Annotated in this window: 5 protein-coding genes; 1 reads left to right on the top strand and 4 read right to left on the bottom strand. The window is 64.1% G+C overall.

The genetic code is table 11. From position 1 onward, the window contains the following. Window positions 1–19 precede the first annotated feature (19 nt). Window positions 20–1,183, bottom strand: coding sequence for an isovaleryl-CoA dehydrogenase (locus Q6A47_RS16200; protein WP_039580237.1), 1,164 nt, complete (start codon window positions 1,181–1,183; stop codon window positions 20–22). Between the two features lie 254 nt (window positions 1,184–1,437). Here Q6A47_RS16200 and Q6A47_RS16205 point away from each other — a divergent pair, with 254 nt between their 5' ends. Further along, complete coding sequence (locus Q6A47_RS16205) at window positions 1,438–1,845, top strand: MerR family transcriptional regulator (RefSeq protein ID WP_304484792.1); 408 nt, start codon at window positions 1,438–1,440, stop codon at window positions 1,843–1,845. Window positions 1,846–1,953: 108 nt separating this feature from the next. On the opposite strand, the gene Q6A47_RS16210 is transcribed toward Q6A47_RS16205, so the two are convergent. From Q6A47_RS16210 to Q6A47_RS16220, 3 genes are all read right to left on the bottom strand, one after another. Next, window positions 1,954–3,429: a TolC family protein gene (locus tag Q6A47_RS16210; RefSeq protein WP_304484793.1), complete on the bottom strand. Its 1,476-nt coding sequence runs from the start codon at window positions 3,427–3,429 to the stop codon at window positions 1,954–1,956. 50 nt (window positions 3,430–3,479) lie between these two features. Beyond that, a complete protein-coding gene (locus Q6A47_RS16215) occupies window positions 3,480–12,584 on the bottom strand; it encodes a DUF4347 domain-containing protein (RefSeq protein WP_304484794.1) in 9,105 nt (3,034 codons plus the stop codon). An 89-nt stretch (window positions 12,585–12,673) separates the two neighbouring features. Beyond that, complete coding sequence (locus tag Q6A47_RS16220; protein WP_304484795.1) at window positions 12,674–13,309, bottom strand: phage tail protein; 636 nt, start codon at window positions 13,307–13,309, stop codon at window positions 12,674–12,676. Between the last annotated feature and the right edge of the window lie 13 nt (window positions 13,310–13,322).

Here is a 13,322-nt window from a genome sequence, read left to right on the forward strand (position 1 = left end):
GCTTGAGCGTGCGGCGATTTCAACGGGTCTCGTTGAACAGCTCGCGACCGATCAGCATGCGGCGGATTTCGCTGGTGCCGGCACCGATCTCGTAGAGCTTGGCATCGCGCAGCAGGCGCCCGGTGGGGAACTCGTTGATGTAGCCATTGCCGCCGAGGATCTGGATCGCTTCCAGGGCGATCTGCGTGGCGCGCTCGGCGGTGTAGAGGATCACCCCGGCGGCATCCTTGCGCGTGGTCTCGCCACGGTCGCAGGCCTGGGCGACGGCGTAGAGGTAGGCGCGGCTGGCATTGAGCTGGGTGTACATGTCGGCGATCTTGCCCTGGATGAGCTGGAACTCGCCGATGCTCTGGCCGAACTGCTTGCGGTCGTGGATGTACGGCACCACCACGTCCATCGCGGCCTGCATGATGCCGACCGGCCCACCGGAGAGCACCACGCGTTCGTAGTCCAGACCGCTCATCAGCACGCGCACGCCGCCATTCTCCTGGCCGAGGATGTTTTCCTCGGGCACCTCGACGTCGTCGAAGAACAGTTCGCAGGTGTTGGAACCGCGCATGCCCAACTTGTCGAACTTCTGGCTGCGGGTGAAGCCTTTCCAGTCGCGCTCGACGATGAACGCGGTGATGCCATGGGCGCCCTTGTCCAGGTCGGTCTTGGCGTAGATCACGTAGGTGTTGGCATCCGGCCCGTTGGTGATCCAGGTCTTGGAGCCATTGAGCACATAGCGCTCACCGCGCTTTTCGGCGCGCAGTTTCATGCTGACCACATCGGAACCGGCATTCGGCTCGCTCATGGCCAGGGCGCCGACGTGCTCGCCGCTGACCAGCTTGGGCAGGTAGCGGGCTTTCTGGTCGGCATTGCCGTTGCGCTTGATCTGGTTGACGCACAGGTTGGAGTGGGCGCCGTAGGACAAGGCCACCGAAGCCGAGCCGCGGCTGATTTCTTCCATGGCGATGACGTGCGCCAGGTAGCCCATGCCGGAGCCGCCGTATTGCTCGTCGACGGTGATGCCGAGCAGCCCCATGTCACCGAACTTGCGCCACAGGTCCGCAGGGAACTGGTTTTCAGCATCGATGGCGCTGGCGCGTGGCGCCAGCTCGGCGACGACGAAGCTTTGTACTTGCTCGCGGAGCATGTCGAGGGTTTCGCCCAGGGCGAAGTTCAGGCTGGGGTAGGTCATGGCTCACCTTGATTATTGTTCGGATGAGGGAAGGATAGACATCGCTGGAGTATCACCTTTACGTTAACGTAAACTTGCTGCTGGAAGGTGTCAACACGCCGCTGTGTTTGCGAGCTCTCTGCAATTCAGGGGGGCGTGGTGACAGGCACATCCTGCGTTGACGTTAACGTAATCAGTTGTTAGCGTCGGTCCACCGCTTTTGCGAGCCCGGCCACTGTGCCAGCGGCTCGCGCGCTTTCGTAAAAGGACTCAATGTGGCCGCCAAGACCTACAGCATTTCCGAGCTGGCACGCGAGCTGGACGTGACCACCCGGACCATTCGTTTCTACGAAGAGCAGGGCATGCTGGCGCCGAGTCGGCGTGGCCAGGAGCGTATTTACACCCCTAAGGACCGCGTCACCCTCAAGCTGATCATGCGCGGTAAGCGCATCGGCTTTTCTCTTGCCGAATGCAAGGCGCTGATCGAGCTGTACGACCCGCAAGGCGACAACAGCAACCAGCTCACCAACATGCTGGGCAAGATCACCGAGCGGCGGATGCAACTCGATCAGCAGCTGTTGGACATTCAACAGATGCAGTTGGAGCTGGATATCGCCGAGGAGCGGTGTCGGGCTGCGTTGCAGGGCAAAAGCACGGTGCAGGAAGAAGAAGGTTCGGTGTGAATCAGCGCCTTCAAAGAAAACCCCCTGTCAGGCGTCAGCCCGACAGGGGGTGGTTATGCGATCGGTCAGGACTTTTCTGCAGGTAGATCAAGCACTCCCCCAGCAGAATCAACGATTCCAGCTCTCCTCACTCGTCTGCAAGGCATTGGCAATGGTCTGGACTTTGTCGTCCGCCAGTTCCCCAGGCAGTGGATCGGCGCCGGAGCTCACGAATACCTGGGAATAGGCATTGCGCATTTCGGCATAGGACAGATCGCGCTTGAGCTGGGTCTGCAGGTTGTTCAGCTCGCCCTGGATCAGCTCCAACTCACCAATGTTGTTGGTCTTGAAGCGATTGCGCAGTTGCTCGGCGATCTGCCCGTCGAGGCTGGCCATCTGTTCGCTGGTCTCGAACTGGCGGCTGGCTTCCTCGAAGTTGGCGCGGGCCACGTACAACTGAGCCATGACCGCCACGGAGATCGCCTGGCGGCGTGCATCGGCAACGCGTTCACCCGCCTTGGCAACATCGATCGCCGCTGGCGCGGAGATCACGTTGAACAGGTTCCAGGTGACCTTCAGGCCATAATCGACCCAGCTCTGGTTGGTCAGGAAGGAGTTGCTGTCGTAATGACCTCCGGCCGAGAACTCCAGGCCCGGTAGCATGCGCAGCATCGCCTTGCGGGTTTCGGTGGCGCTGATGCGCGATTGGTAGTCCTGCTCGCGCAGCTCCGGACGGCTGGCCAGGGCCTGCTGCTCCAGCTTGGCGAAGTCGACGTGCAGCTTCGGTACGGTGTAGTTGCTGTCCAGCGCCAGGGTATAGGGCTTGTCCATCGGCTGGTTGATCAGCGCAGCCAGTTCGGTCTTGGCCAGCGTCAGTGCCCGGCGTTGCTCTTCCAGCTGGCGGGTGGCCTCGATCAGGGCACGCTGGTAACTCAGGGCCTGGACCGGGTCACCGATACGCTGGGCGCTCATCAACTGACTGTTGATGCGCGCCTGGCTGATGCGTCCCATCAAGGTGTCGATCTGCGTCAGCAGGCGCTCTGCCGCCACCGCGCGCCAGTAGGCCGAACGCACGTCCTGGGTGATGGTGTGGATGACCTTGCGCTTGCGTTCCTGGAGAATGTAGCGCTGGTCGGACTGCTGCTTTGCGCCCAGGTAGCTGACACCGAAGTCCAGCACGTTCCAGACCATGGTCAGGTCGGCCACCTCGCGGTCGCGGTCCTGGGAGGTCGAAGGCTCGAGGGACTGGGTACCGGTCCGAATGCTCTGGCTGCTGGAGGCGCTCTGGTTGTTGCGCCCGGCATAGCCTGCGGACAACGCCATGCGCGGCAACATGTCGAATTGGGCAAGGTCCAGCTGACGCTGGCCCAGGGCCTCTTCCATCACCTTCAGGCGCGCTTCGAGGTTGTACTTGACCGCACGGGCCATGGCCTGATGCAGTGTCAGGGGCCCGCTGAGCGGTTCCTGGTCCTTGTAGATCTGTGCCAGGTCGGCACGGGCACGTTCTTCGCTGGCACTGCGCTCGATCGGGTCGGTCTTGACGGCACAACCGCCGATGGCCAATGCCAACAGACTGGCGGCAAACAGTTTGTGTTTCTTGTTCATCCTTGGGCCGCCCCCTGGTACGGCTTGATTCTCAAATGTTGTGCTGCTTTTCATGCCCGTTGTCCGATCTCTGCCGGTTTCGCCAGGGCTTTGGCCAACTCGCGCACTTGGCGCTGGTCGGCTTCATTGATTCGTTGCAGTTGTTGGCCGAAGGTCGGTACGCCGAACACCCCGCGCAGCCCCTGGTTGAGGTCGCTCTGTTTCCACTGGTTGCCACTGAACACATTCATCTCGGTGACACCAGGCACCTCGCGAGCGAAGAGGGTGGCCAAGGTGCTGCCGCCGCCGAGACCGAGCAAGCCCTGGCCATCACGGGCACCCAGGCCGGTGTCGCTGCTGCCGAAGACCTGGGCGATGAAGCTCGGCGCACTGCTGGCCTGGCCGAGGAAGATGGTGCCCAGCGGCCGCAGATCGCCGCCCACGCTGCGCACCTCGAACAGCGAGCCCGGGGCCAGCGGCGAGAGGCTCTGGTTGATGACGAGGCCGGGCACCTGCGGCTGGATCACGGAAGGTTGCGGCAGATTCGAAGTGACCGGCGGGTTGATGCGATACTCCGGATCGCCCACGTCCTGGGTCTGCCGGGTTTGGCCGGCGCTGACCAGGGATTGCACCAGCAGGTTGCCAGCGCTGTCCTGAATCCCGCTGTTCGGCGCATTGAGGCTCAAGGACAACGTGCCCTGCCCGCGCAGGTCTGCGACCACGATGCGGTAAGTCTGCGCGTCGATGCGTTGCACCGACTGCACCGCGCCGCTGGCACTGGCAGTGCCCAGCACGCTGAAATCAGTGGCGTCGACCCCACTGACCGCCTCGTCGAAGGTCAGGGTGAAGTTCAGGCTGCGATCGGTCGGCAGGACCGGCCCCTCCACGACGATGCTGCTTGGCCGTGGCGCCCGCGCATCGACCAGGATGCCGCGGGTGCTGCCGACATTGTTCAACCCGGTATTGGCGTCGTTGCCGCGGGCATCGCGCAGGGTGCCGCCGTTGGTGTCGATGCTCGACGCCACTGCAAAGCTGCTGTTACCGGCCATGCCGCTGGTCACGGTCAGGCGGAAGGTCAACGCCGTGCTGCCGGAACCGGACAGGTAGTCGGCGTAGACCACCCGGCCATTGTCCAGGGTGATGGCCAAGCGCGGGTTGCCGTCGCCGCTGTCCACCAGCACCGCTTCGTCGGTGTTGAGGGTGAAGTCGAGCGTCTGGCCGGCGGTGTAGGTGCCGCGGGCCGGTAAGGTGACGCTGGTCACTGTCGGTGCCACGCGGTCGATGAGGTAGGTGCTGCCGTCCAGGCCGCCGCTGATCGGATTGCCCGCGACATCGACGATGCCGGTGTCGCTGGCATTCAGATCGAGGCGCACGTCGCCGGCGCCGGCCAGGTTGTCCACCAGCACCTGGTACGTGCGCCCGTCGATACGGGTGACCGAGGCAATGCGGCCGCTGGCGGTGCCGGTCACGGCCAGGGTGAAGTCGGCGCTGTCCACACCGCTCACCGACTCGTCGAAGGTCACCGTGTAGCGCAGGCTGCTGGCGTTGGTCGGGGTGATGTCGACACGGACGATATCGCTGACCTGCGGCGCCACGGTATCCACCACCACACCGCTGGCGGTGCCTGGGGTGTTGAGTTGCAGGTTCATATCGTTGCCGGCGGCATCGCGCAGGGTCGAACCGTTCAGATCGATGCTGCCCGGCAGGCCAATCCCGGCGGCAGCGTTGTTGCCCGCCTGGATGGTGTACTGGAACACCAGCGCCGAGCTGGACGAACCCGAGACATAGGTGGCGTAACGGGTAACGCCGCCGATGTTCAGGGCCAGGCGCGGCGTGCCGGTGCGGGTATCGACGTTGATGGTCTCGCTGGCATTCACGGTGAAGCTCAGCACGTCGCCGGTGTGGTAGGCGCCGCTTGGCGGCAGGGTGACCTCGGAGACCACTGGCGCGACAGCATCGACGTTGATTTGCGAGGTATCGCCGACGTTGATCAATGCCAGGTTGGCGTCATTGCCGAGCGCATCGCGCAGGGTCGCGCCGTTGAGCTGCAGAGCGGTACCGAGCTGGATACCGTCACTGTCCAGTTGCCCGGTCGCCACGGTCATGCGCAAGACCAGGGCGTTGCTGCCGGCCCCGGACAGGTAGGTCGCGTAAGCCTTCTCGCCGTTGGCCAGGGTCACTTCCAGACGGGGCGAACCGCCGCGGGTGTCCAGTTGTACGGCCTCGTCGAGATGCACGGTGAAATCGAGGTTCTGCCCCGCCACATAGGTGCCGCCGTTGGGCACATCCACGCCGGTCACACTCGGCGCGACGCGATCGATGCTGTAGCTGGCGCCGTTCAGGCCTGCGCTCAGGGCGTTGCCCGCCGCATCGACGATGCCGGTGCCAGTGGCATTGAGGTTGAGCTGTACAGTGCCGGTACCGGCCAGGTTGTCGACCAGCACGGTGTAGGTGCGGCCGTCGACGCGGGTGACGCTGGCGATATTGCCGCCAGCCGAGCCCGCGAGGGCCAGGGTGAACGCGTTGACATCGACCCCGCTCACGTCCTCGCTGAAGGTCACGGTGAAGCTGGCCGAGCTGCTGTTGGTCGGGCTGGTGCCGTCCCGCACGATAGTGCTCGCGGTCGGTACGGTAGTGTCCACCCGCACGGCCGGCAGGATGCCGCTGCCCAGCGTCGGATCGATAGGGTTTCCGGCCAGGTCGGTCAGTGGCTCGCCGCGCAGGTCGAGGCTGTTGACCGCGATACCGTCGCTGTCGTTGTCGCCGGCCTGCACGATGTACTGGAACACCAGCCCGGCGCTGCCGCTGCCCGACACATAGTTGGCGTAGCGGGTCACGCCACCGACATCGAGCACCAGGCGCGGTGGCAGTGCCCCGGTCTGCAATGCTTCGCTGGCGTTGACGGTGAAGCTCAGCACGTCGCCGGCCTTGTAACTGCCCTCCAGCGGCGTGCTGACGCTGACCACCGTCGGCACCACGCCATCAACGTTGACGTTGGCAGTGCTGGCCACGGCGTTCAGGATCACTACCGTATCGTTGCCGGCGCTATCGCGGATCGCCCCCCCGTTGAGCTGTACTGCACTGCCCAGGGTCACGCCATTGCTGTCCAACTGGCCGCTGGCGACGGTCAGGCGGAAAATCAGGGCGCTGCCACCGGAGCCGGAGACGTACTCGGCATACGCCGTACCACCGGTGTCCAAGGTTACAGCGATGCGCGGTACGCCGCCGGTACTGTCGACGACCACGTTCTCGCTGAAATTGACGGTGAAGTCGAGGTTCTGGCCAATGATGTAGGTGCCATCGGTCGGCGCCTGGACGTTCGTCACCACCGGCACCACGCCATCGACCACGATGTTGCTGCGCCCGCCGAGGGAGTCGGCGCCGCCCGCGGTCGGCAGGGTCAGCAGCGCCAGGTCGCTGGTGGTGTTGCTGATCAGTGCACCATTCATCCGCAGTGCGGCGGTGCTCTGGAAGTCCAGGTCGGCACTGGCGTCACCGGCTTGCACGGTGTATTTGAAGACCAGGGTATTGCTGCCCGAACCGCTGACATAGACCGCCTCGCGGTCGAGCAGGCCGGTTTCCAGCAGCAGGGTAGGGCTGCCGTTGCTGAGATCGACGTTGACCAACTGGTCCCAAGCCATGTTGATCAGCACTTCGTCACCGAGCTTCACGCTGCGGTCCAGGCCCTGTGCCCAGACGTGGGTGACCTTTGGGTTCACCGGGATCACGTTGATCGAAATGGTGTCGACATCGGTCTTCGCCCCGCCGCTGCCGGAGTTACCGTTGTCATTGGTCTCGATGGTCAGGCTGGCGGCGCCGAGGAAGGTGCTGCCGGACTTGAAGCTCAACGTCTGCAACGCGGCATTGATGTTGGCCCGGTTGCCCTCGAAGATCATGCTCGCGTCGTTGCTGCCGGTGCCCAGCAGCATGGTGATGCCGCTCAGGCTGCCCAGGCTGAGCGTGCCGTTGGTCGCAGTCAGGGTCACCGTCATCAAGCCATTGCCGGCGTCCACGTCGGTGATGGAGATGGCGTTGCCGTTGGCCGTATTGAAGCCCAGGGCGATGTTCTGCGAGACGGTCTGCGCGCCCGGCACGTTGTTGACCGGAGCATCGTTGACCGCGGTGACGTTGAGGGTGACGGTCTTGGTGTCGGTCTTCTCGCCGCCGCTACCGCTGAAGCCCCTGTCGTTGAGGGTCACGGTCAGGGTCACGCTGGCAGTGGCGTCCTGGGCGGTCTTGAAGGTCAGGCCGTTCGCCGCGACGAAGAAGTTGATATCGACCAGGCTGCCGGACAGGGTCAGCACGCCGGTATCGGCGCCAGTGACGGTGACTCCCAGGCCAGTGGTCGCGCTCAGGGTACCGCTCGGCACCGAAAAGGTCGCGGTGACGGTGTTGATACCCGCATCGACGTCGGTGAAGCTGAAGCCGCTGATCACGCTCGCCACATCCTCGGTCACCGTGATGGATGCCGGCGCGGTAATCACTGGGGCGTCGTTCACCGCAGCGACCTGCAGGGTCACGGTGGTGGTGGCGTCGGACACGCTGGTGGTGTTGACGTTGATGGTCAAGGTCACATCGCCGCTGGTATTGGTCGCCGGGGTGTAGAGCAGGCGGTTGGCGGCGATGAAGTTGTTGATGTTGGCCAGGGTGCCGCTCAGGGTCAGGGCCGTCGCAGTGCCGCCCACGGTCACGCCGCCGGTGCCGATGGCATTGAGGGTGCCGCTACCCACCGAGAAAGTCACGACGCCGAGCGTGGAGTCGACGTCGCTGAAGCTGATCTGACCGAGCGCCGTCGGCGTGTCCTCGGTGATCGGCAGCGAGGCCACGGCACTGATGGTTGGCGAATCGTTGACCGCGGTGATGGTGACGTCACGGGTCACGGCGTTCGACGCGGCGTTGCTGCCATCGGTGACGATGAACTGCACGGTGCGCGTGGTGGTATTCGGGCTGTTCGAGGCATTGTTGTAGGTAATCGCCCGCAGCGCGGCCTCGAACTGGCCCACGGTCGCCTGATTGCCGGCAGAGGTCAGGGTCAGGGTGCCGTTGCCGACGGTCCAGGTGCCGATGATGTTGCCCATGGTCAGGCCGTCGTTGACGAAGCTCAGGGTGTCCTGGGCGCTGTAGTAGGTGAGCATGCGCACCGTGGCGCTGGTCGGGTTCGGACCGTCCGCATCGACCAAGCTCAGGCCCGAGTCCACCGCGACCGGGGTGGAGGCGACGTTGTTGCCCTCGATCCAGGATGCTGCTCCGCCGCTCACGGTAACCACCGGAGCGTCGTTGATCGCCGTGACCACCACACTGGCGGTGTCGGTACCCGTGGAGTAGGCCGAAGTACCGCCGGAAATGCTGGTGTCGCGCTTGGTGCCTTCGAGGCCAGCGGTGCCGCCGGTCTGGTCCCAGGCCTTGTAGATGAGGGTCGCGGTTTCGCCGTGGACGCCATCCGGAACGAAGCGCACCTTGTTGTTCACATTCAGGATCAGCGCCGTGGCAGTCGAGACCCCGCCGACATCGCTCCAACTGCTGCCGTTATCGAGGCTGTATTGCCATTTGCCATAGGTGCCGGTCAGTCCGGTGATGGCTATCCCCTTTACCGCACCAGTATCGACATCGGTAATGCCGCCGATCAGCGAACTGACCGAGTTGCCCGCGTTGTTGATCGAGGTGTCGGTGATCCCGGTCAGGATCGGCAATACGCCGGTCATGACCGGCGCGTCGTTGACCGAGGTCACCGGCTGGTTGGCCAGCGCAGTGGCGGTGGAGAACGCCGTGGTGCCGCCGTTACTGCTGGTGTCCGCGGTGCCGCGGATGCCGTTGACCGAGGCGCTGCCGATAGTCTGGTCCCAGGCACGGAAGGTCAGGCTGGCCGTCTCGCCGTTGGCGCCATCAGGGACGTAGCGAACATAGGTGGTGGAACCCAGCAGCAACGCGCTGGTGCTGGATACGGCACCGAAGTCGGTCCAGTTGACGTTGTCGGTGGAGTACTGCCAGAGGCCGTTGCCGGACTTGGTGATCACCGCGATGCCGCGCAGGGCACCAACATCGGGGTCGACCAGGGTGTAGTTGGTCAGCAGGGTCGAGATCCGCATGCCGCTGCTGGTGGTGTCCTCGTTGATGCTGGGCAGGCTGTACGGCCCGCCGGCGAGGACCGGCGCATCGTTGATACCGACCACGGTCACGGTGCTGGAGATGCCGATGGCTGCGGTAGGCAGGCCGCCATTCGCCGAGCCGCCGTCATCACTCACGGTATTGAGGGTCACCACCCGGTTGGCGGTGTTCGGGCTCTCGCTGTCGTTGCGATAGGCCATGCTGTTGAGAATGGTCTGCGCCGTCGCCACGTCCAGGCCTGCGCCGCTGCTGAGGGTGACGCTGGCGGTGCCGCTGGTCACCGAGACCGTGACCACCGTGCCGTTGTTGCTGGTCACCACGCTGGTGCCGTTGACCAGGGTAATGTCGCTGCCGTCGATCACCAGCTTCTCGGCAGCGCCGTTGTACAGGGTGCTGACGGTGAAGGTCATTTGGCTGACTTTTTGCCCGGACTCGACCGTGTTGATCGTCGCGCCGCTGAACAACTGTACCGCCGAGGTGTTCTCGGTGTAGGTCGGGTTGGTAGCGCTGGCGTTGACCACCGGGGTGTCGTTGACCGGCAGCACACCGAGGGTGACCACGGACACCGCGCTGTTGCCGCCGGCGCCATCATCCATGCTGATCGATACGCTGCGCGCGGTGGTCGACGGCTCGGTGGTGTTGGAGTTGCGGTAGGCCAGGTTATGCACCAGGGCGCCGACCGTGGTCGGGTTGGCATTGCTGGTGAAGGTGATCACCAGCGGGTTGCCGTTGCTGCCGCCGGTGAAGGTACCGATCACCAGGCCGTTGTACATGATCGAAGCGCCGGAAAGGATGATCTTGTTGGCCCCGGCGACTTCGTCGCGGATGAACAGCACGTCCTGGGCAGCGGTACCGCCGGCCGTGATCTGCACGGTCATCTTGCCGCCGCTGAAGTTGACCGAGTCGGCGTCGCTGACTGTCGCGTTGCCACCGGAGTCGAGCAGCACGTAGGCGCTGTCCTCGACGTAGCTGACGGAGTCGCCATTGAGGTTGCCGATCACCGGCGCGGCCACTGCGGCGACGGTGAAGTTCAGCGAGGTGTTGTCGCGGATGCCCTTGTACACCTGGCCGTTGGCATTGGCGAAGGTCTTGTTGTCGATGCGTACGGCATAGGCCACCCCGGCGACCATGTCGGCTGGTGGGTCGATGGTCCAGGTGGTGCCGCTGCCGGTGACGCTGGCGGTGGTCACGTCGATGGTCTGGATGACCTGGTTGTCGCTGGTGCGCACGATGTAGATGTTGCCCGTGCCCTTGGTCACCGACTGGTCGAAGGTCAGGGTGATGTTGGCGTTTGGGCTGACGGTCAGGCTGTCGTCGGCCGGGGTTGAACTGACCAGTTTGGGCAGGCCGCCGCTCTGGTAAAAGATCTTGGTGCTGTTGGCCGTGGCCGAGGTGGATATCAGGTCGAGGTCGCCATCGCCGTCGAAGTCGCCGACACGGAACTGCTGCGCAGAGATGTCGGGCAGGACCACGTTGGCGAACGGCGAGCTGCTCTGGTCCACATCGACGAAGGTACCGTTGTCATTGCGCACGTAGCGGAACAGCGAACCGTTGTTACCGGTCTGGTAAAGGATGTCAGCATCGCCATCGCCATCGAAGTCGGCCACGATCGCCCGGGTCACGGCCACGGTCGGCAGGCCGGCAGAGCTGGTCATGTCGACGAAGGTGCCATGGTTGTTGCGCAAATACTTCATCTGCGCGCCGGCCGCGACGTAAAGGAGGTCGGTATAACCGTCGCCGTCCACGTCTGCCGCCTTGTAGTTATAGGCGTTGAAGTCCGGCAGCGTGATGCCGCCGAAGGGCCAGGCGCTATCGGCACTGGTCAGGGTGGTGAAGGTGGGTGTGCTGCCGCCATTGTTCATCGCCACCGCCCAACTCGAGCCGGTCCCGCTGGTCTGGTAGAGAATATCGAGGGCGCCGTCGCCGTTGTAATCGCCCACCAGGGTCCGAACGCCAAAGGCAGGCCCGGTCACATCCTGGCTGGTGAAACCGCTGCCGTTGTTGAGATAGAGCTTCATCGTCGGGCCGCTCAGCGGCGCAGCCAGCAGGTCGATGCGACCGTCGCCGTTGAAGTCCGCGGCATGGAAGTTGATCCCGCCAGTGGACGCATCACCCAGGGCCAGACCGTTGAACATCGAGTTGCTTTGGTCGTAGGTGGTGAACGTACCGTTCGCGTTGCTCTCGGCGTAGTACCAGAGGCCGTTGGCACCGCTGGCCTGATAGAGAATATCGGCGCGGCCATCACCGTTGAAGTCGCCGACCACGTACTTCATCAGGTTGCCGGAAGCACCCAGTACCGGCGCGCTGGCCACCGTGCCGCCCGAGTAACTTGAAACCATCAGGCTGTCGTAGCCGCTGACGTTCAGCGCAGCGGTCTCGATGGCGCCGCTGCTGCGTTCGAGGGTCCAGTTGCCGCCTAGCGCCGCAGACCCGGTGTCATCCGCCGAGGCAGCAACGTCGGCACCGGTAATCGCGCCCAACTGGTCGATGAAGGCCTGGCCTTTGTCGCCCTGGCCCACATCGCAGCCGTAGATCATCAGGTCGCCGTCGGCCTTGAGCGCGGCACCGATGCTCTCCAGTGCCGCACGATGTTCGGCGAGGTTGTTGCTGGCCAGCCAGACATTGCCCAGTTGGACGGTACCGTCGGCGCCATGAGACAACAGGTGGATGGCATCGAGGTTCTCGCGGCCCTTGAGGTAGTCGGCCATCTGCTGCAGGCCGTCCTTGTCCGGATCGAGGACCACCACTTCGGCGGTGGCCGGCAAGCCTTCGAGCAGTTGCCCGATATTGTTGACCTGACCATCGACGAACACCACTTCATGGCGCTGGGTGCCCTGCTGCTGGCTCGCGGTTTCGCCGGAAGCGGCCGGAGCCTGGCTGGTTTCAGTGCTGGAGGTGCTGTCCTTGGCCGCGTCGGCAGTGGTCTGCGCCGCAGCATCCTGGGCGACCACGCCCACGGACGCATCGAACATGATCCGCGGTTCAAGGGCCATCAGCAGCGGAGCCTGTGCGGGATCAACGGGCTGGGGCTGCTGGGCGGACTTGCGCGAGAACCGTTCGATGAATTTCATGGTGCACCTCTTGGTGGTTACCGCATCGCCCGCTGGGGCCATGCGATCGAAAAAGTGGCGGTACCCAGGGGCACCGCCGGATGTTGCCGTTAATTGCGAGTCGGGAAAATGCCCTGCATCGCAATGATGAAGTTCACTGTGATAAAGGGACTGAGTATCGAAGACGGCATGTTGCCGCCGGCAACTGTCGCAGTACCGGTTACCGACACGCCACCGGTCAGGGCCACCGGCTGTGGCGCCAGGTTGACGCGAGGCAGTGGATTGCCACTGTTGTCGTTACCGCTGTGGAACAACTGGTAGGTGGTGCCAGCGCCATCGTTGGGGATGCCCAGGCAGCCGCCGGGAATGGGCGCGACGCTGGTGGCATCGGCATTCACCACCTGGGCGGTCGAGGTTGCCGCGAGCGTGCTGTTGGTGACCATGTTCAGCACGTGTGTGTGGGCCGGCATATTGCTCGACAACTGGGTCACCGACTCGCTGCCGCCTTTCTCGCCCATTTGGTAGTTCGACAGGCCTGGGCCCTGGCCCTGGCCCACCGGCGCGCGGCTACGCAGATCCGGGAGCGCGAAGGTAGTAGCGCCGTTGCCCCCGAACTGGGTACCCAGCAGAGCGAACAATGCATTGTTCTGACTCACCGGTACCACCTGGCCTGCGCACAGCGACCAGCCGTACGGGGCGAAATCGAACCCTGCCATCCTGATTTCACCGAGATAGGGATCAGCCATCGGACTCTTCCTT

It is taken from the genome of Pseudomonas boreofloridensis (genome assembly GCF_030580795.1).
GTDB lineage: Bacteria > Pseudomonadota > Gammaproteobacteria > Pseudomonadales > Pseudomonadaceae > Aquipseudomonas > Aquipseudomonas boreofloridensis.

Excerpts from the sequence above, each read along its gene's own strand:
- Q6A47_RS16200 (WP_039580237.1), bottom strand. The coding sequence starts at position 1,183 with ATGACCTACCCCAGCCTGAACTTCGCCCTGGGCGAAACCCTCGACATG.
- Q6A47_RS16210 (WP_304484793.1), bottom strand. The coding sequence starts at position 3,429 with ATGAACAAGAAACACAAACTGTTTGCCGCCAGTCTGTTGGCATTGGCC.
- Q6A47_RS16215 (WP_304484794.1), bottom strand. The coding sequence starts at position 12,584 with ATGAAATTCATCGAACGGTTCTCGCGCAAGTCCGCCCAGCAGCCCCAG.
- Q6A47_RS16220 (WP_304484795.1), bottom strand. The coding sequence starts at position 13,309 with ATGGCTGATCCCTATCTCGGTGAAATCAGGATGGCAGGGTTCGATTTC.